Below are 23055 nucleotides of genomic sequence, written 5' to 3'. Positions count from 1 at the left end.
CGGCCGCCGGACGTCACTTCCGCGCGGAAATCACCCTCCGGAAGTCGACAAATCGACAGGGTTACCGCCGTTTACGACCTCCGGAGGACCGTGTCACTGGCCCTTACCGCCGGTAGTGCCACCGGAGCCGGTGGCCTCGCCGATGGTGGAGACCCAGTCGCTGACCTTGGAGATGCCGTCGCCGATGGCCTCCCAGTAGCCCTTGCCCTCGGCGATCCAGCCCTGGAGGGGGGTGAGCTCCCAGATGAGCCAGCCGGCGACCACGAACAGGACGATCGTGAAGAGGCAGCCCTTGAGGCAGCCGAGGCCGGGGATCCGCATCGGGTTCGCGCCGCGCTGGCGGGGCGGGCGCGGCTCGCGCGGGGCGGGCGGCTGCGGCGGGGCCTGCGGGGGCTGGTGCTGCTGCTGGGGCGGCCGCTGCGGCTGGGCGTACTGCTGGGGCGGCGGGGGCGCGTACTGCTGCTGGGGCTGCTGCTGGGGGTACGGCTGCGGCGGCCGCTGCTGCTGGTGCTGCGGGGGGCGCTGCTGGCCGTACGGACCCTGCTGCCCGTGCTGCTGGCCCTGCTGGGGTCCGTACGGGCCCTGCTGGCCGTACTGGCCCTGCTGCCGGCCCTGCGGTCCGCCGTACGGGCCGCCCTGCTGCGGGCCGCCCTGCTGCGGACCGGGCTGGGCCTGGGGGCGCTGGGGGCGGCGGCGCAGCGGGTCCTCGCTCGGGTCGAGGTACTGCACCTGGGTCTGCTCGTTGCGGTCGCGGGCCGCGCGCAGCTGGCTCTGCCAGGGGTGCGGGTCCTCGCTCTGCGGCGGCTGCGACGGCACGGGCGGCATCACGGCGGTGGGGTCCGCGACGCCCGCCGGGCCGCTGGTGGGCAGGACGGCCGTCGGGTCGGCGGCACCGGCCGGGCCGCTCGTCGGCATGACGCTGGTCGCGGCGGCGGGGTCGTACTGCGACGGGGGCACGGCGCCGGTGCTGGGCAGCACCTGCGTGGCGCCCGCCGGGTCCACGCCCGGGGTGTCGGGGACCGGCGCGGGGGCCGGGTCGGGGGCGAGGAGCGCGCCGACTCCGTCGGCCGCCTCGATCTGGGCGGGGGTGGCGTGGACGCCGATGCCGGCCGCGACCGCGCGCAGGGCGCGGGCGAGGTTCTCGGCGCTGGGGCGGCGGTCGGGGTCCTTGCTGAGGCAGCGCTCGATGACCGTCCACAGCGGGCCGGGGACGGTGGAGGGTCGGCGCGGCTCCTCGCTGAGGTGCCGGTGGAGGACTTCGAGGGCCGTGCCGCCGGCGAACGGGGGGCGGCCCGTGACGAGCTCGTAGAGCAGGATGCCCGCGCCGTAGATGTCGACGGCGGAGGTCTGCGGGCGGCCCTCGGCGGACTCGGGCGCCACGTACGCGGGCGTGCCGACGAACTCGTGGGTGCGGGTGAGGCCCGGGGAGTCGGCGAGGCGCGCGATGCCGAAGTCGGTGAGCATCGGGTGCATCTGGCCGTGCTGCTCGGCGAGCAGGACGTTGGCGGGCTTGAGGTCGCGGTGCACGACGCCGTCGGCGTGGCTGGCGGCGAGCGCGTCGGCGATCTGGGCCGTCAGGAGGGCGGCGGCGACCGGGGTGAGCGGGCCGTTCTCCCTCAGGTAGCGGTGGAGGTCGGGGCCTTCGACCAGGTCCATGACGAGGGCGAGGACATCGCCCTCGACGACGAGGTCGCGGGTGCGCACGATGTTCGGGTGGGTGAGCCGGAGCAGCACGGACCGCTCGCGCAGGAAGCGCATCACGATGTCCGCGTCGTTGGCCAGCTCCTCCTTGAGGACCTTGATCGCGACGGTCTCGCCGGGCTGGCCGGGAACGGCCGCCTCGGCGCCCGCCGTCTCCCGCTGGCGGGCTCGCCAGACGGTGCCCGTGGCGCCGCGTCCGAGCGGCTCCTCGAGCAGGTACTTGCTGCCGATTGGCCGCACGTCACGCGCTCCCTGCTGATCGTGGTCCTGGGTGGTCCCGTGTCTCCCGGGGTTTCCCTGTCCTCTGTTCTGACCCGTTCGGGCGTCCGACCCACTTTAGTGCCGCCGAACGGGTCCCAGACCGGTTGTCCACAGGCCGGTTCCCGGTCGGCGGTTCGGTTCCGGATCCCCGTGGAGGGGTCGGGAACCGAACCGGCGGTCGGTCCGTCCGACGACCCGCACGGGTCTCGGAGACGTCCTGAACTTGTCCGGAAGAAGACGCTCCGCGCGCCGCGATGGTTGCCGGGCATGGTCCGAAGGCATGCTCAACCAGGCATTTTTTGGACCACGAGCGACCGATCAAGATCACTTCTGGCCGACCCGGGGGCGTGTTGTCGGCAGCAGGTGCGAGGATGCCTCCAGCACGTCGCATCGGTGGGGTCGGGAGCCCCCGCGCCGTGCCGACCTGAACCGGACGACGCGTCCGTGTCGGGTGGGGGGAGTCACAGGGCGGTCCCCTGCCGGGCACCTCGCGCAGAAGGGACCGCTGACGGCGATGCAGATCCGCCTGACCGTCCTCGCGCCGCACGCCGGCCATGGCAGCCACACGGGCCATGGCGGCCACAGCGCCGCGCGCTCCTGCGACGTGCTCGTCACCGCCCCCGCCGGGACGGCCCTCGCCGCCGTGGCCTCCCATCTCGCCGCGGCCGTCACCGGCCCCGACACCTCCTCCTCGGGCACCACCGTGCTCTACGCGGGCCCGGAGCGGCTCGACGCGCAGCGCTGCGTGCTCGGCGAGCCGCCGCTCGTCGACGGCGCCGTCCTCTCGCTCCAGGTCCCCGGCCCCGACGACCGGGTCGGCGAGGCGGCCTCCGCCCGGCTCCACGTGGTGGCCGGTCCGGACGCGGGCGGCGTGCACCTGCTCCACGGCGGGGCCATCAGGATCGGCCGTTCCGTCGACGCCGACGTGCCGCTCGACGACCCCGACGTCTCCCGCGCCCACTGCACCGTGACGGTCGGCGACGACGGCCGCGTCACCGTCTCCGACCTCGGCTCGACCAACGGCACGACGCTCGACGGCTCCCCCGTCGGCGCCCGCCCGGTCCGCCTCCTCCCCGGCTCCCTCCTGCGCCTCGGCGAGTCCGCCCTCCGCCTGACGGGCCCGGGCGACGACCTCGCCGGTACGGAGACGGTGGCGACGGCCCCCGACGGCGAGGGCCACCTGCGCGTCGCGCCCTCGGCGCGCCCGGCGGACGGCGGCACGCGTGCGTACGAGCCGGCGCCCGCCGTCCGCCACCCGGAGCCGTACGCCGAGGACTCCCCCGGCCACACGCGCGTGGAGGACCCCGCGAGCGCCCACGGCGACGGCGACGGGGGCGAGGCGCACAGCAGCACCCGGCAGACCCGCCGCCAGGGCGGGAAGCGCGGCCTCGGCGCGTGGGCCCGGCGTCTCGCGGGCGGCCGCGAGGAGCAGCCCGCGCCCCGGCCGGACGACCGGCGCCCGGCCCCGGCCGCGCCCGCCGCCCCCGCTCCCGTACCTCTTCCCCTCTCCCCCTCCCTCGCGGACGCCTGGCCCGACCCGGCCACCGTCCTCCTCACGGCCCTGGGCCCCGGCCCGCGCCTGTGGGAGCGGCCCCAGGACCACCCCGAGTCCCTCGTGGTGCGGCTCGGCACGGCCGACCGCGCCGAGCTGTCCGGGGTGCCGGTCACCGTCGGCCTGCGCGAGGCCGGCTCGCTCGGCCTCGCGGGCCCCGCCGACCGGCTCGCCGGGCTCGCCCGCTCGGTCGTGGCCCAGCTCGCCGCCCTGCACTCCCCCTCCGACCTGGAGATCGTGCTGATCTGCGCCGACCGGAACCGCTCCCTGGAGGAGCGGCGCCGGGCCTGGGGCTGGCTCGGCTGGCTCCCCCACGTCCGTCCGGCCCACGGCCAGGACTGCCGCCTGCTCCTCGCGTACGACCGCGAGCAGGCCCATGCCCGTACGACCGAGCTGACCCGACGGCTCGACGACGGCCCCCTCGGCCCCGGCTGGCCCAGCGCCGACCGCGCGACCGTCGCCGAGGCCGCCGCCCGCCACGACGGTCCCTCGACGGTCGTCATCGTCGACGGCGACCCCGGTTCGGCGGCGCTGCGCGAGACGGTCGCGCGCCTCGCGGGCGTCGGCGCGGCGGCCGGCATCCACGTGCTGTGCCTCGCGGAGGCGCCCGCCGCGACCCCGGAGTCACCGGTCACCGCGACGTACGAGTCCGCGTGCGTCGCCTCCCTCGCCTTCCGCGAGTGCGGGGCCGTGGCACTCCTCAGCGGCGACGTGGCCACGGCGCTGCGACTCGTGCGCGCCTCGGGCGGGCAGGTCGCGGGCCACGGCACGGTCGGCGTGCTGGACGCGGTCTCGGTGGCCTGGGCGGAGCGGTTCGGCCGCGCCCTCGCGCCGCTGCGCACGGAGACGACGACGGCGCCCCACGGCCGGGCCGCCGCGCTGCCCCCGTCCTCCCGGCTCCTCGACGAACTGGGCCTCGCCCGGGCCACCCCGGCGTCCCTCCTCGCCCGCTGGGCCTCGGCCGGCGACGGCACGGTCGTCCTCGGCACCGGCCCGCGCGGCCCGCTCGCGGTGGACCTCACCCAGGAGGGCCCCCACCTGCTGATCGAGGGCCCCGCGGGCAGCGGCCGCACGGAGCTGCTCCGCGCCGTCGCCGCGTCCCTGGCGGCCGGCGGCCGCCCCGACCGCCTCGGCCTGCTCCTCGTGGACGGCGCGGGCGGCGAGCGCGGCGAGGGCCTCGCGGCGTGTACGGAGCTGCCGCACGTCAGCGAGCACCTGGTCGCCTCGGACCCGGTCCGGATGCGGGAGTTCGCGCAGGCGCTCGGCGCGGAGCTGAAGCGCCGGGCGGAGATCCTCGGCGACGGTCACTTCGCCGACCGGCAGGGCGCGCGGGCGGCCGAGCGCCTGATCGGCGGCCAGCGCACCGCGAGCGCGGCGGAGTCGGTGGGCTCCCGCGTGACGGTCCGCCTCCCGGAGTCGGCCGACCTCGACGGCCGCGCGAGCGGCCGCACCCTCCGCACGGGCGACGGCACCGTCGGCGCCCTCCCGAGCGGCCGCACCCCGTACCGCACCCGGGACGACGGCACCCCCGGCGACCGCCCCAGCGGCCGCACGGTCCACGTGGACGCCGCCCCGTCCGCGGCGGACCGCGAGGCCCCCGCCGGAGCCGACGACCTGAACCGCCGCCCGAGCGCCCGCATCCCGCACCCGGGCGCGGGCGGCCACGGAGCCGACGACCTGGACGGCCGCGGCAGCGGCCGCATCACCCGCCAGGGCGGGGACGACCTGGCCGGCCGCGCGAGCGGCCGCACGGGAGCGGACGACCTCGGCCGCCGCGCCAGCGGGCGGATCCCGCACCCCGGCACGGGCGGCCACGGCGCGGACGACCTCGACGGCCGGAGCAGCGGCCGCATCGCGCGTTCCGGCGCGGACGACCTGGGCCGCCGCGCGAGCGGACGCGTCCCGTACCCGAGCGCGGACGACCTCGACGGCCGGAGCAGCGGGCGCGTGGCCCGGCCCGGCGCCGACGGCCTCGACGGCCGTGCGAGCGGCCAGGTCCCGTACAACGGAGCCGACGACCTCGGCCGCCGCCCCAGCGGGCGGATCCCGCACCCGGGCGCGAGCGACCACGCCCGCGGCCAGGGGACGTACCCGGGCGCGGACGACCTCGGCCGCCGCCCCAGCGGGCGCGTCCCGCACCCCGGCGCGAGCGACCACGCGAGCGGCCGGACGCCGTACCCGGGCGGCGACGACCTCGACAGTCGCGCCAGTGGCCGCGCGGGCGCCGACGACCTGGGCCGCCGCGCCAGTGGACGGATCCCGTACCCGAGCGCCGACGACCTCGACGGTCGCGGGAGCGGGCGCGTGACGCGGGCCGGTGCCGAGGACCTGGGGCGTCGTCCCAGTGGGCGCGTCCCGCACCCCGGCGCGGGCGAGGCCGACGGTGACGACCTCGGCGGCCGGAGCAGCGGGCGCGTGTCGCGTGAGCGTGGCGGTTGGGGCGAGGCCGGGGAGCGGTCGAGTTCCCGGACCCGGCCCGCGGCCGGCGGCTACCTGCCCGACACGCCCAGCGGGCGCCTGCCCCGGCGTGACGGCGGGGCCCTGGAGGACCGCCCCAGCAGCCGGACCTACCGCGCGGACGACGCCGACCTCCGCAGCCGTCCGAGCAGCCGCACCCACCGCGCGGACGACGCCGACCTCGGCGGCCGCCCGAGCAGCCGCACCCACCGCGCGGACGACGGCGACCTCGGCGGCCGTCCGAGCAGCCGCACCCACCGCGCGGACGACGCCGACCTCGGCAGCCGTCCGAGCAGCCGGACCCACCGCACCGGCGACGGTGGCGGTGACGGTGATCTCGTCGACCGGTCCAGCGGGCGGACCCTCCGTTCGGGTCCGAGCGGCCGGACCCTGCGGACCGGGGACGGCGAGCTCGAGCAGGCCGTGGCGACGCCGGCCGCGGGCACGCGCGTGCCGCGGCCCGAGGCCGCGTACGACGGCGCGGCCGAGAGCGGCCCGCTGCCCCGGCTCGTCGTGCTCGTGGACGACTTCGACGCCCTCGTGGCCCCGGCCCTCGGCGCCCCCGGCCGCCCCGCCGCCGGTTCCGTCGTCCGGGCGCTCGAAGCCGTCGCCCGGCACGGCGAGCGGCTCGGCGTCCACCTCGTCGCGACCTCGGCGCGGCCGGACCGCACGTCCGACACGGAGCTCGCCCACGGCGCCCGCCTGCGCATCGTGCTCGACCCGCCGCCCGTCGCCCCTGGCCCGGACGTGCCCGCCGCGGGCCGTGGCCGGCTCGGGCACCCGGACGGGCGGCTGACCCCGTTCCAGACGGGCCGCGTCTCGGGCCGGATCCCCCGGACGGCGACGCTCCGCCCGGTCGTCGTCCCACTGGAGTGGGAGCGGATGGGCGACCCGCCCGCCCGCCGCCCGGTCCGCGAGCTGGGCAACGGCCCGACGGACCTGGCTCTCCTGGCGAGCGCGCTCGACCGGGCCGCCCGGTCCGTCGAGGCGACGCCGATACCGCCGCTCGCTCCCGCGACGCGCACCTGACGGGGCGCCCGACGGCGACCTGACGCGACGTCACGAGGGCGTCACGATCGCCCGCTTGACTCGGGAGGCGGTATTGCGGCGCGCTCGCCACCCGGCGTAGACCTGTCGGCACGGGACAGTGACGCGCACGGGAGAGACGGGGCTGCAGCGATGCGATCAACTCTTCACCCACGCAGGACCGCGGCGACCGCGACCGCCGCCTTACTCGCCCTGGCCCTCGCGGCCTGCGGCGGCGGTGGCGGTGGGGACGGCACCGGCGGCGGCAACGGGAGCGGCGGCGGGGACAGTTCGGCGCCCGCTCCGAACTCCCGCCCCCTCGCGGGCCAGAAGATCGAGGTCGCCGCCGTCTGGACCGGCCCCGAGCAGGAGAACTTCACCAAGGTCCTCAAGGAGTTCGAGAAGCGCACCGGCGCCACGGTGACCTTCGTCCCCGCCCAGGACCCGATCGTGAACTTCCTCGGCACGAAGATCGCCGGCGGCTCCCCGCCCGACGTGGCCCTGCTCCCGCAGGTGGGGGCCATCCAGCAGGCCGCCGCCCAGAAGTGGCTGAAGCCCGTCGGCCCCGAGGCCAAGGCCGCGCTCGCCGCGAACTACTCGCCCGGCTGGCAGGCCCTCGGCGCGGTCGACGGCACCCAGTACGGCGTCTACTTCAAGGCCGCCAACAAGTCCCTGGTCTGGTACAACACGGCTGCTTTCGAGAACGCGGGCGCAAGCGAACCGAAGACCTGGAAGGAGTTCCTCGCCACCGCCGAGACGATCTCCGCCTCCGGCGTCACCCCGGTCTCCGTCGGCGGCGCCGACGGCTGGACCCTCACGGACTGGTTCGAGAACGTCTACCTCTCCCAGGCGGGGCCGGAGAAGTACGACCGGCTCGCGAAGCACCAGATCAAGTGGACGGACCCGTCCGTCGCCGCCGCCCTCAAGACGCTCGCCGAGCTCTTCGGGAAGCCCGCGCTCCTCGCGGGCGGGACGAACGGCGCGCTCCAGACCGAGTACCCGGTCTCGGTCACCCAGACCTTCACCGGCGGCGACCGCCCCAAGGGCGCGATGGTCTTCGAGGGCGACTTCGCGGCCGTCAACATCGCCCAGACGAAGGCGGAGATCGGGACGGACGCGAAGGTGTTCCCGTTTCCGGCCGTCGGCTCCGGCGCCGCCCCCGTCGTGACGGCGGGCGACGCGGCCGTCGCCCTGAAGGACACCGAGGGCGCGCAGGCGCTGCTCGCTTTCCTGGCCTCTCCGGACGCGGCACGGATCTGGGCGGCCGAGGGCGGCTTCCTCTCCCCCAACAAGAACCTGGACCCCGCCGCGTACCCGAACGACGTCCAGCGCGAGATCGCCAAGGCGCTGATCGGCGCGGGCGACGACTTCCGCTTCGACATGTCGGACCAGATGCCGCAGTCCTTCGGCGGGACGCCGGGCAAGGGAGAGTGGAAGGCGCTCCAGGACTTCCTGAAGAACCCGGCCGACGTCGCGGGGGCGCAGGCCCGCCTGGAGGCGGACGCGGCGAAGGCGTACAAGGCCGCGGCGAAGAGCTGAGGCGGGCCGCCATGCCCCGCACTCCCGCCACTTCGCACGCTCCCAGCCCTCCCGGCACCCGCGGCGCTCCCGGCGCTCCCGGCGCTCCCGGCGTGAGGAGGCGCGCCAAGGGCCGTCTCGTCGCCGCCGCCTTCCTCCTCCCCTCCCTGCTCCTCCTCGGTGCCCTCGTCCTCTACCCCATCGGCTACTCCGTCCAGCGCTCCCTCTTCGACCGCTCCGGCGCCACCTTCGTGGGTCTCGACAACTACCTCGCGCTCGTCACCGACGACTCCCTCCGCACCGCCCTCCGCAACAACCTGATCTGGCTGGTTCTCGCCCCTACGGTCGCCACCGTCCTCGGTCTGGTGTTCGCCGTCCTGACCGAACGGGTCCGCTGGGGCACCGCGTTCAAGCTCGTCGTCTTCATGCCGATGGCGATCTCGATGCTCGCCGCCGGGATCATCTTCCGGCTGGTGTACGAGCAGGACCCGGACCGCGGGGTCGCCAACGCGGTCTGGGTCGCCGTCCACGACACCTTCGCCGAGTCCTCGGTCTTCCCGCGCGCCCGCCCGCTGCCCGTCCACCCCCTCACGGCGGCCGGCGGCGGCGCGTACGTCACCAAGGAGCCCGTCAGGGCCGGGGACCCCGTACGGCTGCCGCTCGTCGGCGTGGCCCCGGGACAGATGCCGGAGGAGGCCCGCCCCGCCCGCCAACCGGACGGCGCCACGGGCACCCCCGACACCACCAGCACCACTGGCACCCCCGACACCTCCGGAACCCCCCGCACCGTCACCGGCACCGCCTGGCTGGACTTCACCCGCGGTGGCGGCGGAAAGCCGAACGTCGTCGACCCCGCCGAACTCGGCCTCGCGGGCCTCCGCATCGAGGCCGTGCGGGACGGCGAGGTGGTCGCCACGACCACCGCCGCCGCCGACGGCACCTTCTCGCTGCCCGCCGACCGCGCCGACGGAGCCGTACTCCGCCTGCCCGCGAGCAACTTCCGCGAGCCGTACGCCGGGGTCGAGTGGCTGGGCCCCTCGCTCGTCACCCCGGCCGTCATCGGGGCGTACGTGTGGATGTGGGCCGGGTTCGCGATGGTGCTGATCGGCGCCGGTCTCGCGGCCCTCCCGCGCGAACTGCTCGAAGCGGCGCGGGTGGACGGGGCGAGCGAGTGGCAGGTGTTCCGCCGGATCACGGTGCCGCTCCTCGCGCCGGTTCTCGCGGTCGTCCTCGTCACGCTCATGATCAACGTCCTGAAGGTCTTCGACCTGGTCTTCGTCATCGCGCCGGGTTCGGCACAGGACGACGCGAACGTCCTCGCGCTCCAGCTCTACCGCTCGGCCTTCGGCACGGACGCGGACCTCGGCGTCGGTTCGGCCATCGCGGTGGTCCTGCTCCTGTTCGTGCTGCCGGTGATGGCGGTCAACATCCGCCGCATCCGAAGGGAGACCCGCAGGTGAGACCGCCCGACAGCGGGTTCGCCGCCCGACTCGCCGCCAGGGCCGGATCCGGCGCCGTCCGCGTCCTGCTGCTCCTCGCCGGCCTGTTCTGGCTGCTCCCGACCCTCGGCCTGCTGCTCTCGTCCCTCCGTTCGCCCTCCGACATCGCGGCGAGCGGCTGGTGGCAGGTGTTCACGGAGCCCGCCCGGCTCACGACCCGGAACTACGCCGACCTCCTCGCGAACGGCACGATCACCGGCTCCCTCCTCTCCACCGTCCTCATCACCGTCCCCGCCACGCTCCTCGTCCTCGTCCTCGGTTCCTTCGCCGGGTACGCGTTCGCGTGGATGGAGTTCCCTGGCCGGGACTGGTGGTTCCTGGGAGTGGTCGCCCTGCTCGTGGTCCCCGTCCAGGTCGCCCTGGTCCCGGTCTCGAAGCTCTTCGGGGCGGTCGGGCTCTTCGAGACGACGCTCGGGGTCGTCCTCTTCCACACGGCCTTCGGCCTGCCGTTCGCGATCTTCCTGCTGCGGAACTTCTTCGCCGAGATCCCGCGCGAGCTCCTGGAGGCGGCGCGGCTGGACGGCGCGGGGGAAATCCGGCTGTACGCGCGCGTGGTGCTGCCGTTGGGCGCCCCCGCCCTCGCCTCGCTCGGCATCTTCCAGTTCCTGTGGGTGTGGAACGACATGCTGGTCGCGCTGATCTTCGCGGACGCGCAGTCGCCGCCGATCACGGTGGCGCTCCAGCAGCAGGTGCGGCAGTTCGGCAACAACGTGGACGTGCTGGCGCCCGGGGCGTTCCTGTCGATGGTGGTGCCGCTTGCGGTGTTCTTCGCGTTCCAGCGCCAGTTCACGTCGGGGGTGATGGCCGGCGCCGTGAAGTGACCCGCAGCCCGGCGCGTACGCCTCAGGCCTTGAGCGCCGCCACGGCCGCGCGCGCGAGCTCGTCCACGTACCCGTCCGGCAGCTCCGTACGCACGACGACGAGGCGCCAGTACAGCGGGCCGACGACGAGGTCGAGCGCCTTGGCCGGGTCGGCGCCGGCGGGCAGCTCGCCGCGCGCGACCGCCTCGCGGACGATCTGGGCCATGACGCCCTGCTGGCTGTCGAGCAGCCGCTCGCGGATGGCGTCGGCGATCTCGGGCTGCCGCGCGGCCTCGACGAGCAGGTCGGGGATGACCTGCGAGGCGACGGGGTGGCGGAGCGCGTACGAGGCCATCTCCAGGAGCGCGCGGACGTCCCCGTGCAGCGAGCCGGTGGCGGGGACGGGCAGGCCCTGGGCGGCGAAGGCGCCCACGAGGTCGAGGACGAGGGAGAGCTTGGACTTCCAGCGCCGGTAGACGGCGGTCTTGCCGACGCCGGCGCGGCGCGCGATGCCCTCGATGGACATGCGGGCGAAGCCGACCGCCGCGAGCTCGTCGAAGACGGCGGTGCGGATGGCCTCGGTCACGTCCTCGCGGAGTACGGCGGCTCCGGCGGGGGCGCGGCGGGGCGTCGGTTCGGTCATGACGGCATCCTAACCAACGCCTACGTCACGACGATACGGTTGCGTTCCGACGTACCGACGTCCTACTGTCCACGTAGCGACGATACGGACCCGTCCCGTCGTACCCGTCCCGTCGTATCCGTCCCTTCGCACCCGTCCCGTTGTCTCCGTCCGAGCGCCACCGTCTCCGAAAGCCGCCCGCCCGTGACCACGACCACCCTCGCCCCGCCCGCCGCCCCGCGGCCCGCCACCGGGCCCCTCTCCGGGGAACCCCTCTCCGACGAGGAGCTCCACGCCCTCGCCCTCCGCCACGGCCTCACCGTCAGCGGAGCCCGCCCCTCCCTCCCGGAGTACGTCCGTCAGCTGTGGGCCCGCCGCGGCTTCGTCACCGCCTTCGCGACCGCCCGCCTGACAGCCCAGTACAGCCAGGCGCGCCTCGGCCAGGTCTGGCAGGTGGCGACCCCGCTGCTCAACGCGGCCGTCTACTACTTCATCTTCGGGATCGTCATGAACGCCGAGCACGGCGTCCCCGACTACGTCCCCTTCCTCCTCACCGGCATCTTCGTGTGGACGTTCACCGCGAACACCGTCCTCGCCGGCACCCGCGCGATCAGCGACAACCTGGGCCTGGTCCGCGCCCTGCACTTCCCCCGCGCGAGCCTGCCGGTCTCGCTCGCGCTCCAGCAGCTCCAGCAGCTGCTGCTCTCGCTGACCGCGCTCGCCGCGATCCTGGTCTGCTTCGGCGAGTTCCCCACCTGGAGCTGGCTGCTCGCCATCCCCGCGCTCGCCCTCCAGGCGCTCTTCAACGTCGGCGTGGCCTTCGTCCTCGCCCGGCTCGCGGCCCGCACCCCGGACATCGGCCAGCTGATGCCGTTCGTCCTGCGGACGTGGATGTACGCGTCGGGTGCGATGTTCTCGATCCGGAACCTGTCGACGGGCGGGCGGGTCCCCGAGGCCCTGGTCCTCCTGCTCCAGTGCAACCCGGCGGCGGTCTACATCGACCTCGTGCGCTTCGCCCTGATCAGGAGCTACACGTCCGAGCAGCTGCCGCCGCACGTCTGGGCGCTCGCCGCCGGCTGGGCGGTGCTCGCGTTCGCGGGCGGCTTCATCTGGTTCTGGAAGGCGGAGGAGACGTACGGCCGTGGCTGAGACGCACGAGGCACCCATGACCCCCGCCCCTACGGCACCCGAGCGCACGCCGACCGTCGTCGCGACCGGCGTCCACGTCACCTACACCGTCAACGGCGGCGGTGGCGGCCGCGGCAGCGCCACCGCCGCGCTCGGCCGGATGCTCCGCCGGGGCGGCACGGCTCCGGCCGGGCGCCGGGTCCACGCCGTGAAGGGGGTGAGCTTCGCCGCGTACCGGGGCGAGGCGATCGGCCTGATCGGTTCGAACGGCTCCGGCAAGTCGACCCTCCTGAAGGCCGTCGCGGGCCTCCAACCGGTCGAGCGCGGCCGGATCTACACCCATGGCCAGCCCTCCCTCCTCGGCGTCAACGCGGCCCTGATGAGCGACCTGACGGGCGAGCGGAACGTGATCCTCGGCGGCCTCGCGATGGGCATGAGCCGCGCGGAGATCCGCGAGCGGTACGCCGAGATCGTCGACTTCTCCGGCATCAACGAGAAGGACGACGCGATCTCCCGTCCGATGCGGACGTACTCCTCCGGCATGGGCGCCCGGCTGCGTTTCTCGATCGCCGCCGCGAGGAGCCACGACGTCCTGCTCATCGACGAGGCCCTGTCGACCGGCGACGCCCGCTTCCGGCGCCGCAGCCAGCAGCGGATCGACGAACTGCGGGCGGAGGCGGGGACGGTCTTCCTGGTCAGCCACTCGAACTCCACCATCACGGAGACCTGCGAGCGGGCACTGTGGCTGGAGGCCGGGACGCTGCGGATGGACGGCCCGGCGGACGAGGTCGTGGCGGCGTACGAGGAGTTCACCAAGACGGGGGGCAAGACCGGGGGAAAGCAGGGCATACCGGTCTAGAGTGCTGAGGGATGACGAACGACGCCCCTCAGCCACCGGGCGGGCCGGCCCCCCAGCCCCCGGGCGGGCCGCCCCGCAGCGCCCCACCCGCCTCGCAGCCCTCCCCTGCCACCGCCCAGGCGTCCCGCGCCGCTGCCCCAGACTCCTCCTCACCCACCGCCCAGGCGTCCCGCGCCGCTTCCCCAGGCTCCTCCTCACCCACCGCCCAGGCGCCCCCGCCCGCCCTCACCGGCTCCCCCTTCGACTCCGACACCTTCACCTCCGCCACCTTCGTCACGGTCGGCCGCGGCCCCTCCCTCGCGCTCGCCGTCCTCTGGGTGCTCACCCGGGCCGGCATGCTCGTCCTCTTCCTCCGCGACGACCTCGGCATCGGCGGGGTCTCCCGCGAGATCGACCTCTACCGGCACTGGTACGGGCAGTTCGCCTCCGGCACCTTCCCGCTCGGCGACCAGACCTGGCAGTACCCGCCCGGCGCCGGACTCGTGGTCGTCCTCCCCGGCCTCGTCCCCGCCCTCACCTACACCCAGGCCTTCGTCGCCCTCGCGCTCCTCGCGGACGCCGTCATCACCCTCGCCCTGGCCCTCGCCGACCGCGAGCGCCTCACCCACGGCGCCTGGTTCTGGGTCTGCGGCCTGCCGCTGCTCCTGCACCTCCCCCTCGCGCGGTACGACCTCCAGGCCACCGCCCTCGCCGTCCTCGCGCTCCTGGCCCTCGGCCTGCGGTCCACCGCCGCCCACCAGATCGGCGGCGCGCTGGCGGGGATCGGCGCCATGGTCAAGGCGTGGCCCGCGCTCGCCCTGATCGGCACGCCCCGGGGGCGTACCACCCGCGAGGCGTGGACCGCCGCCGTCGTCGGCGCCCTCGCGCTCACGGCCACCCTCGCGCTGCTCTTCTCCGGCCCGCTCGGCTTCCTGCGCCAGCAGGGCGGCCGCGGCGTGCAGATCGAGTCGCTCGGCGGCACGGCCCTGGGACTCGCCCGCGCGGCCGGCGTCTGGCAGGGCCGGGTCGAGATGCGCTACGGCTCGTTCGAGTACGTCGGCCCGTACGTCTCCACCCTCGGCAACCTCGCCCTGCTGCTCACCGTCGCCGCCTTCGGCTGGCTGCTCCTCTGGCGCGTACGGGCCCGCCGCTGGACCCCGGCGACCCCGCTCGACGCGGCCTTCGCCGCCGTCCTGCTCCTCACCGCGACGAGCCGGGTGATCAGCCCCCAGTACATGGTCTGGCTGCTCGGCCTCGCCGCCGTCTGCCTGACCTCACGCAGTACGGTGATGCGCCCGGTGGCACTGCTCATGCTCCCGGCGGCGGCGCTGAGCTCGCTCGCGTACCCCGTCCTGTACGCGGACGTCCTCACCGGCACGGCCTCCGGCCTGCTCGTCATGGTGCTCCGCAACGGCCTCCTCCTCGCCGCCGCCCTGCTCGCCGCCCGCCGCCTGTGGACGTCTACGGTCGCCGCACCTGCTGCGGCCCCCGCACGCGCGTGACGACCCCGGCCGGATGACGGAAGGGCCCCGCCGGAATCCGGCGGGGCCCTTCCTCACGTGCCTACCCTCAGCTGTGCGTACGGAGCAGCGTGCGCATCGTCCGCATGGCCACCGACAGGTTGGCCAGGTCGAAGGTGTCCGAGCCCTGGATCTCCTCCAGGGTGGTCCGCGCGCGGCCCAGGATCGCCGCGTTCTTCTCCTCCCAGGCCTTGAACCGCTCCTCGGGGCTCGTCGTGCCGTTGCCGACGCTCAGCACGTCCGCGGTCAGCGCCGCGTGCGCCGCGAAGAGGTCCTCGCGGATCGAGGCGCGGGCCATGGACTGCCACCGGTCGGCGCGCGGCAGCTCGATGATGCGGTCCATGAGGTCGGTGATCCGCAGGCGGTCGGCGAGGTCGTAGTAGACCTCGGCCACCGCGAGGGGGTCCTTCTCCATGCGGTCCGCGATCGCGACGACGTCGAGGATCGGGAAGGCGGAGGAGAAGCCGGCGACGCGACGCGCGAGCTCCTCCGGCACGCCGACCTCGGTCAGCTCGTCGAGGATCGACTGGTACCACTCCAGGTCCGCGCCGCGCAGGAGCTGCGGCAGATCCTGCCAGACCTGCTCGACGCGCTCGGCGAAGAACTCGATGGTCTCGCCGATCTGGAGCGGCTGCGGCCGGTTGTTGAGCAGCCAGCGGGTGCCGCGCTCGACGAGCCGGCGGGAGTGCAGCCGCATCCGGGTCTGGATCTCGGCGGGCACGTGGTTGTCGAGGGCCTCGACGGCGTCCCAGACCTGGCCGAGGCGGAAGACCTCACGGGCCGCGGTCTGCGCGCGGACGATCTCCTCGATCGACGCGCCCGTCTCCTCGCGGAGGCGGTGCAGGAAGGTCGAGCCACCGGTGTTGACGGTGTCGTTGACCAGGACGGTCGTGATGATCTCGCGGCGCAGCGCGTGGTTGTCGACGGCCTCGGGGAACTTCTCGCGCAGCAGCGTCGGGAAGTAGGCGCGTAGCAGGCCGCTCAGGTACGGGTCGTCCGGGAGCTCGGTGCCGATGAGCTCGTCGGCCACCGTGATCTTGGTGTACGCGAGGAGGACGGCGAGCTCCGGCTGGCTGAGGCCGCGGCCGTTGTTGAGGAGCTCGCGGATCTGCCGGTCGTTGGGCAGGAACTCCAGCGAACGGTCCAGGCTGCCGTCGCGGCCCAGGCGGCGCATGAAGCGCTGGTGGGCGTGGAGCAGCGAGGGCGACTGGGTGACGGCGTTGGCCAGGGCGGTGTTCTGCGCGTAGTTGTTGCGCAGGACGAGCCGGCCGACCTCGTCGGTCATCTCGGCGAGGATCTTGTTGCGCTGCTTGACGGTCATGTCGCCCTCGGCGACGAGCCCGTTGAGCAGGATCTTGATGTTGACCTCGTGGTCGGAGGTGTCGACGCCGGCGCTGTTGTCGATGGCGTCGGTGTTGACCTTGCCGCCCTCGCCCCCGGGGCCGCCGGTGCGGGCGAACTCGATCCGGCCGAGCTGGGTGGCGCCGAGGTTGCCGCCCTCGCCGACGACCTTGGCGCGGACGTCCTGGCCGTCGACGCGGATGGCGTCGTTGGCCTTGTCGCCGACGTCCGCGTTGGACTCGGCCGAGGACTTGACGTACGTGCCGATGCCGCCGTTCCACAGCAGGTCGACGGGGGCGTGCAGCACGGCCTTCATGAGCTCGGCCGGGGTCAGCTTGGTGATGCCGTCCTCGATGCCGAGGGCTGCCCTGACCTGCGCGTTGATCGGGATGGCCTTGGCGGTGCGGGGGTGGATGCCGCCGCCCGCGGAGAGCAGCGAGGTGTCGTAGTCGGCCCAGGACGAACGCGGCAGGTCGAAGAGGCGGCGGCGCTCGGCGTACGAGGTGGCCGCGTCCGGGGTCGGGTCGAGGAAGATGTGCCGGTGGTCGAAGGCGGCGACCAGGCGGATGTGCTCGGAGAGCAGCATGCCGTTGCCGAAGACGTCACCGGACATGTCGCCGACGCCGACGACCGTGAAGTCCTCGGTCTGGGTGTCGTGGCCGAGCTCGCGGAAGTGGCGCTTGACCGACTCCCAGGCACCGCGGGCGGTGATGCCCATGCCCTTGTGGTCGTAACCGGCGGAGCCGCCGGAGGCGAAGGCGTCGCCGAGCCAGAAGCCGTACGCCTCCGCGACGCCGTTGGCGATGTCGGAGAAGGTCGCGGTGCCCTTGTCGGCGGCGACGACGAGGTAGGTGTCGTCCTCGTCGTGGCGGACGACGTCGACCGGCGGCACGACCTCGCCCGCGACGAGGTTGTCGGTGATGTCGAGCAGCGCCGAGATGAAGGTCTTGTAGCTCTCGATGCCCTCGGCGAGCCAGGCGTCGCGGTCCACGGACGGGTCCGGGAGCTGCTTGGCGACGAAGCCGCCCTTGGCGCCGACGGGGACGATGACGGTGTTCTTCACCATCTGCGCCTTGACCAGGCCCAGGATCTCCGTACGGAAGTCCTCGCGGCGGTCGGACCAGCGCAGGCCGCCTCGGGCGACCTTGCCGAAGCGCAGGTGGACACCCTCGACGCGGGGCGAGTACACCCAGATCTCGAAGGCGGGGCGCGGGGCCGGCAGGTCGGGGATGGCCTGCGGGTCGAACTTCATCGACACGTAGGAGTGCTGCTCGCCGGCCGCGTTCTTCTGGAAGAAGTTGGTGCGCAGGGTGGCCTTGATGACGGTGAGGAAGGAGCGCAGGATGCGGTCCTCGTCCAGGCTCGCGACCTGGTCGAGGGCGCCGTCGAGCTCCTCCAGGATGCCGTCGGTGAGCTCCGTGCCGGCGCGCTGGCGGCCGGGCGCCATCCGGGCCTCGAAGAGGGAGACGAGCAGCCGGGTGGTGTGGACGTTGTTGCGGAGGGTGTCCTCCATGTAGTCCTGGCTGAACGTGGAGCCGGCCTGGCGCAGGTACTTGGCGTAGGCGCGCAGCACCATCGCCTCGCGCCAGGTGAGCCCGGCGGAGAGGACGAGGGAGTTGAAGTTGTCGTTCTCGGCCTCGCCGGTCCAGGTGGCGGCGAAGGCCTCCTGGAAGCGCTCGCGGGCGTCGTCGCCGACGTAGTCGCCGCCGTTGCCGCTCGGGGCGGGCATGCGCAGGCCGAAGTCGTAGACCCAGGCGTGGGCGCGGTCGGCGCAGCGGAGCTCGTACGGACGCTCGTCGGTGACCTCGACGCCGAGCCGGTTGAGGACCGGGAGGACGGCGGAGAGGGAGATCGGCTCGCCGGTCTTGTAGATCTTGAAGCGGCGCTCGCCGGGGCCCGAGGCGACGGGCTCGTACAGGGAGAGCGCGAAGTCCTTGCCGCTGGCGGCGAGGGCCTCCATGCGGACGAGGTCGGCGACGGCGGCGCGCGGCGAGTGGTCGGCCTTGTAGCCCTCGGAGAAGGCGTTGCCGTAGCGGCGGAGCAGCTCGGCGGCGCGCTCCTCGCCGAACTCGGCGTTGAGGGCCTCGCCGAAGCCGTCGGCCCAGGAGCGGGCGGCCTCGACGAGCCGGGCCTCGATGCGGTCGACGTCGGCGTCGGTCAGCTTGGCGAGCTCGGTGCCGGGCTTGACGCGGACGACGAAGTGGAGGCGGGAGAGGATCGACTCGGTGTTCCAGGCGGTGAAGTCGACGCTGGTGCCGCCGAGCTCCTCCTTCAGGATGTCGATGATCCGCAGCCGGACGCGGGTGGTGTAGCGGTCGCGCGGCAGGTAGACGAGGGCCGAGTAGTAGCGGCCGTACTCGTCCTGGCGCAGGTAGAGCCGCAGCCGGCGCCGCTCCTGGAGGTACAGGACGCTGGTGACGATGGACTGGAGCTGGTCGACCGGGGTCTGGAAGAGCTCGTCGCGCGGGTAGGTCTCCAGGATCTGGAGCAGGTCGCGGCCGTCGTGGCTGTTCGACGAGAAGCCGGCGCCGGCGAGGACCTCCTGGACCTTGCGCTTGACGACCGGGACGCGGCGGACGGACTCCGTGTAGGCGGCGGAGGAGAAGAGGCCGAGGAAGCGGCGCTCGCCGATGACGTTGCCGTCGGCGTCGAACTTCTTCACGCCGACGTAGTCGAGGTACGAGGGGCGGTGGACGGTCGCTCGGCTGTTGGCCTTCGTCAGGATGAGCAGCTTGTGCTCGCGGGCCTTGGCGCGGACGTCGTCGGGCAGCCGGCTGAAGGAGGGCGAGACCGGGTGGGCGTGGTGGCCCTGGTCGCCGCCCGCGTGCTTCGGGTCGGAGCGCAGGATGCCGAGGCCGGTGCCGGGCACGGCGGACAGGGCGTCGCCGTTGACGAGCTCGTACTCGCGGTAGCCGAGGAAGGTGAAGTGGTCGTCGGCGAGCCAGCGGAGCAGCTCGCGGGCCTCCTCGACCTCGGTCGGGCGCAGGTCGGAGGCGGTGGGCTCGTCGGCGAGGCCGTCGGCGATGCGCAGGGCCGCCTCGCGCATCTTCTCCCAGTCCTCGACGGTCTCGCGGACGTCGGAGAGGACGCGGAGCAGGTCGGCGGTGATCTGCTTGAGGTCGGCGCGGTCGGTCTCGCGGTCGATCTCGACGTGGATCCAGGACTCGGGGAGCGCGTCGTGCGGCAGCTCGCCCTGGATCTGGGTCGACAGGACCTCGATGAGCTTGCCGGTGAGGTCGCGGCGGACGAGGACCTGCGGGTGGATCACGACGTGGATGCCGCGTCCCTGGCGGGACAGCTCGTTGGTGACGGAGTCGACGAGGAAGGGCATGTCGTCGGTGACGACCTCGACGACGGAGTGGCTGGAGGTCCAGCCGTTCTCCTCGACCGTCGGGGTGTGGACGCGCACGTTCGCGGTGCCCTGCGGGCGGTTCTCCGCGAGGCGGTAGTGAGAGAGCGCGGCACCGAAGACGTCGACCGGGTCGCGGTCGCCGAGGTCCTCCGGCGCGGTGTGCAGGTAGTAGCGCTGGAGGTATTCGAGCACCGTGTCCCGGTCCGGGCGCTCGCCCGAACCGTCAGGGCCCGTCGGAAGTCGCCCCCCGACCGGGCTGTGCTCAGCTACCCGGGCGGCCCTTTCGAGCAGCTCGGCCTTGGCTTCGTCCAGCTTGGTCTGCATGTCCTCTGACTCCTGTCGCGCGCCGTTGCGTGACGTCGGTGGAAGAAAGGGCACAACGCCACGACGCGGTGATTCCGGTCGAAGACGACGTTATGCCCGAATGAGAGATGCCCGGTTCGTTATCGGCCACGGAACGCGGCGCGACCGGACGGAAGGGATCGGCGAACGCACGGTGGGCCCGGCCGCTGTCGCGTGCCGGGCGGCAGCCGGGGGCTTCACTGCCCCCTCGGCGTATCGCGCTGATCACGGGAAAAGCCTATCGCTCCCGACCCCCGAACCGTCATGAGCCGTATGTGTACAAAAGAGGGGGTGGAAGTTTGACGTTATGGACAGCGACACAGGCCCTCTTGGCAAGACGTCTCCGCGCGGGCAGCGTGGGGACCGGCAGGAACCACCTCTGATCTGGGAGAGCCATGGCGAAGATCCTGATCGTGACCGGGGACGCGGCGGAGTCGCTGGAGGTGATGTACCCCTACCAGCGGCTGCTCGAAGAGGGGTACGAAGTCGACATCGCGGCCCCGGCCCGCAAACAGCTCCGCTTCGTCGTGCACGACTTCGAACCGGGCTACGACACGTACACCGAGAAGCCCGGCTACACGTGGCCGGCGGACCTGGCGTTCTCGGAGGTCGACCCGGGCGCTTACGCCGCCGTGGTGATCCCCGGCGGCCGCGCGCCGGAGTACCTGCGCAACGACCCGGAGCTCCGCAAGATCCTCAAGGCCTTCTTCGACGCGGACAAGCCGGTGGCCCAGATCTGCCACGGCCCGCTCCTGACGGCGGCCGTCGGCGCCCTGGAGGGCCGCCGGGTCACGGCCTATCCGGCGCTCGAGATCGACATGCAGACGGCCGGCGCCACCTTCCAGGACTCGGCGGCCGTCGTCGACGGCCTCCTCGTCTCCTCCCGCGCCTGGCCGGACCACCCGACCTGGATGCGCGAGTTCCTGAAGATCCTCCGCACGAAGGCCTGACCGGCCCGACGGCACGGGGGCGGTCGCCGGCGCCGCGGCGGGTGCGGCCTGGGGGCGTTCCTAGGCCAGCTCCTCCGCCACCGCGACCGCCTCCGCCAGGGAGTCCACGACGGGGACGCCGACCCGCTCCAGGGACGTCCGGCTGTGCGATCCCCCGGTGTACAGCACGGCCTTCGCGCCGACGTGCAGCGCCGCCACCGCGTCGTCCGCCGCGTCCCCGATGACGACGATCCGGTCGGCGGGCAGGCCGAGGGCCGCGAGGTGCCGCACCATGTGCCCGGACTTGCCGTCGTTGGACGCGTCGGGCCGCCCGTCCACCCGGACGAAGCGCTCCTCGATCCCGTGCTCCCGCACGAGCGGTATGAGCCGGGCGTGCGGCGCGAGCGAGAGCAGCGACTGCGTGTGCCCGGACGCCTGCCGGGCGGCGAGCAGCTCGGAGGCGCCCTCGGTCAGCCCGCAGCCGACCGCGCGCTCCCAGTAGTGCCGGTGGAAGGCCCCGTCCATGACGAGCCACTCCTCGTCGGTGGGTAGGCGCCCGAGCAGCCGCTCGTAGAACTTCGGCACCGGCACCGTGTACAGCTCGCGGTACCGCTCCAGCGTGATCGACGCGAGCCCGAGCTCGGCGAAGGCCGCGTTCGTCGCCCCGATGACCGCGCCGGTGTCGTCGAGCAGTGTGCCGTTCCAGTCCCAGACCAGGTGCTTTCCGTGCTTCCCCATGGAAAAACGGTACCCGGGCCCACTGACGGCGAAGCCGCGGCCCTCAGCCCAGCAGGCCGGGGATCTCCTGCACGCCGAACCACAGCAGTTCGTGGTCCTCGGCACCGTCCACGACGAACCGCGCGTCGTCGTCGCCCCGGTCCGCCGCCCCGAGCGCGGCGGCCGCCGCGCTGACGTCCGCCTCGGCGTCGTCGGCGTCGGCGTGCACGGCCGCCGCCCTGGCCATCGGCACGGCGCCGGCGATCCGCACCTCGCCGATCGAGTCGGCGTCGAGACCCCGGTCCGGGTCGGCGACGGCGGCACCGTCGGCCACGTCGACGGCGACGACGATCCGGCGCCGCGGCGCCTCGGGGGCACCGGCGAGCAGCCGCAGGGAGGCGGCGGCGGCCCGGTTGAGCGCCGCGTACTCCAGCTCCTCGATGTCGTCGGAGACGTACCACTCGCGCAGCGCGGGGGTGACGGCGTAGGCGGTCAGCGGGCCGGGGCCCAGCTCGCCCGCCTTGTGCGCCTGTGCGAGACCGGGGAGGGTCAGGGGAACGTACACGCGCATGGCTGGCCGCTTTCGTCGACGGAGAGGCCCTCAGGATACGTGCGGAGTCCCCCTTCGGGCTGGGGGGCCGGACGCGCCGCCGTCCACCGCCGGGGCCGCGCGCCTGGGACCCCGGAGAGCCGATTTCCCGCGCGACCACCCGGATAGGTGAATCACCCTGCGTACACGCCCGAGGTCAGCGACGCCTTGCGAGGGTTCCGACCCCGCCCGTACAAGATCTCCAAGAGAAGTTACTGACTGGTACCAGCCGGTTACGCAACGACAGGGGATCTCATGACCACCACGCCGCCCACCACCGCAACCGGCATCACCGCAACCGCCACCGCCATTACCTCCACCGCCACCGCACACGGCGTCCCCACCGCCACCACCCGTCCGCACACCCCCCGCACCCCCCGCCCCCGCACCGCCCCCGGCGGCCCCGCCGGCACCCGACCGCGCGGCGCCGCCGGAACGCACCCGCAGACCGCACCCCGCGCCCGCCCGCCGCACACCCTCTTCGCCGAGCGCCTGCTCGCCGTCCTCAGCGGCGAGCGCCCGGTCCACTGGATGCTCGGCCACACCGTCGGAGAGGCGTACGAGCAGCTCGTCCTGCTCGCCACGACCACGCCCCTGCGCTCGCTCGGCCCCCGCCCGGTCCTGCGCCGCTGCGCCGTCCAGACGGACCCCCGCCGCACGGTCATGGAGGCCTTCGCCAGCATCGCCACCGGTCACCGCGTACGGGCCATGGCCTTCCGCCTGGAGCGCGGCGACGACCTGCGCTGGCGCTGCGCCGCCGTCGAGCTCGACGGCCTCGGCACCGCCGCCGCCCTCCGCCCATGACGAAGGGGCCGGCGCCCACCGGGCACCGACCCCTCCACCACGCTCACGCCGTCACGGCG

Annotated in this window: 14 protein-coding genes; 9 read left to right on the top strand and 5 right to left on the bottom strand. The window is 74.2% G+C overall.

Annotation, left to right across the window (positions count from 1 at the left end):
• Positions 1-93: 93 nt before the first annotated feature.
• Entirely contained in the window at positions 94-1941 is a 1848-nt protein-coding gene (locus AB0G79_RS05775; protein ID WP_360800688.1) for a serine/threonine-protein kinase, read from the bottom strand.
• Between the two features lie 535 nt (positions 1942-2476).
• Between AB0G79_RS05775 and AB0G79_RS05770 the strand changes: the two genes are divergently transcribed.
• The 4 genes from AB0G79_RS05770 to AB0G79_RS05755 all read left to right on the top strand — a co-directional run bounded on the left by AB0G79_RS05770 (position 2477) and on the right by AB0G79_RS05755 (position 10835).
• Positions 2477-7000 (top strand): FHA domain-containing protein, encoded by a 4524-nt coding sequence (locus AB0G79_RS05770; protein ID WP_360800685.1) that lies wholly within the window; start codon positions 2477-2479, stop codon positions 6998-7000.
• 150 nt (positions 7001-7150) lie between these two features.
• Positions 7151-8536 carry an ABC transporter substrate-binding protein gene (locus AB0G79_RS05765; protein WP_360800682.1) on the top strand — a complete coding sequence of 462 codons (1386 nt, stop codon included), beginning with the start codon at positions 7151-7153 and terminating at the stop codon, positions 8534-8536.
• Positions 8537-8547: 11 nt separating this feature from the next.
• On the top strand, positions 8548-9975 hold the full coding sequence (locus AB0G79_RS05760) for a sugar ABC transporter permease (RefSeq protein ID WP_360800679.1): 1428 nt from the start codon (positions 8548-8550) through the stop codon (positions 9973-9975).
• Positions 9972-10835, top strand: coding sequence for a carbohydrate ABC transporter permease (locus tag AB0G79_RS05755; RefSeq protein ID WP_360800676.1), 864 nt, complete (start codon positions 9972-9974; stop codon positions 10833-10835). The genes AB0G79_RS05760 and AB0G79_RS05755 overlap by 4 nt, the downstream gene beginning before the upstream one ends.
• A gap of 22 nt (positions 10836-10857) precedes the next feature.
• Here the strand turns inward: AB0G79_RS05755 and AB0G79_RS05750 are convergent, their stop codons facing one another.
• Positions 10858-11457: a TetR/AcrR family transcriptional regulator gene (locus tag AB0G79_RS05750; protein ID WP_360800673.1), complete on the bottom strand. Its 600-nt coding sequence runs from the start codon at positions 11455-11457 to the stop codon at positions 10858-10860.
• A gap of 183 nt (positions 11458-11640) precedes the next feature.
• On the opposite strand from AB0G79_RS05750, the gene AB0G79_RS05745 reads away from it, so the two are divergent.
• Genes AB0G79_RS05745 through AB0G79_RS05735 form a run of 3 tightly spaced genes read left to right on the top strand, consistent with a single transcriptional unit; the run spans position 11641 to position 14904 of the window.
• Positions 11641-12585, top strand: a complete 945-nt coding sequence (locus tag AB0G79_RS05745) for an ABC transporter permease (RefSeq protein ID WP_360800670.1) — start codon at positions 11641-11643, stop codon at positions 12583-12585.
• Positions 12586-12601: 16 nt separating this feature from the next.
• The gene (locus AB0G79_RS05740) at positions 12602-13423 is read left to right on the top strand and encodes an ABC transporter ATP-binding protein (protein WP_360801818.1); all 822 of its coding nucleotides are present in this window, start codon (positions 12602-12604) and stop codon (positions 13421-13423) included.
• A gap of 11 nt (positions 13424-13434) precedes the next feature.
• Positions 13435-14904 carry a glycosyltransferase 87 family protein gene (locus AB0G79_RS05735; RefSeq protein WP_360800667.1) on the top strand — a complete coding sequence of 490 codons (1470 nt, stop codon included), beginning with the start codon at positions 13435-13437 and terminating at the stop codon, positions 14902-14904.
• 67 nt (positions 14905-14971) lie between these two features.
• Here AB0G79_RS05735 and AB0G79_RS05730 read toward each other — a convergent pair whose 3' ends face one another.
• Positions 14972-19939 (bottom strand): NAD-glutamate dehydrogenase, encoded by a 4968-nt coding sequence (locus AB0G79_RS05730; protein WP_360800664.1) that lies wholly within the window; start codon positions 19937-19939, stop codon positions 14972-14974.
• A 413-nt stretch (positions 19940-20352) separates the two neighbouring features.
• Between AB0G79_RS05730 and AB0G79_RS05725 the strand changes: the two genes are divergently transcribed.
• Positions 20353-20907, top strand: a complete 555-nt coding sequence (locus AB0G79_RS05725; protein ID WP_360800661.1) for a DJ-1/PfpI family protein — start codon at positions 20353-20355, stop codon at positions 20905-20907.
• A 60-nt stretch (positions 20908-20967) separates the two neighbouring features.
• On the opposite strand, the gene AB0G79_RS05720 is transcribed toward AB0G79_RS05725, so the two are convergent.
• Both AB0G79_RS05720 and AB0G79_RS05715 read right to left on the bottom strand, forming a co-directional pair.
• Positions 20968-21624 (bottom strand): HAD hydrolase-like protein, encoded by a 657-nt coding sequence (locus AB0G79_RS05720; RefSeq protein ID WP_360800658.1) that lies wholly within the window; start codon positions 21622-21624, stop codon positions 20968-20970.
• A gap of 43 nt (positions 21625-21667) precedes the next feature.
• The gene (locus tag AB0G79_RS05715; RefSeq protein WP_360800656.1) at positions 21668-22174 is read right to left on the bottom strand and encodes a hypothetical protein; all 507 of its coding nucleotides are present in this window, start codon (positions 22172-22174) and stop codon (positions 21668-21670) included.
• Between the two features lie 273 nt (positions 22175-22447).
• On the opposite strand from AB0G79_RS05715, the gene AB0G79_RS05710 reads away from it, so the two are divergent.
• Positions 22448-22996 (top strand): Rv3235 family protein, encoded by a 549-nt coding sequence (locus AB0G79_RS05710; RefSeq protein ID WP_360800652.1) that lies wholly within the window; start codon positions 22448-22450, stop codon positions 22994-22996.
• Positions 22997-23055 lie beyond the last annotated feature (59 nt).

The sequence above is a fragment of the Streptomyces sp. NPDC020807 genome, assembly GCF_040641575.1.
In the GTDB taxonomy this organism is placed as follows: domain Bacteria; phylum Actinomycetota; class Actinomycetes; order Streptomycetales; family Streptomycetaceae; genus Streptomyces.
The sequence above is the reverse complement of the archived record's forward strand: the minus strand, read 5'-3'. Positions and strand labels throughout refer to the sequence as shown.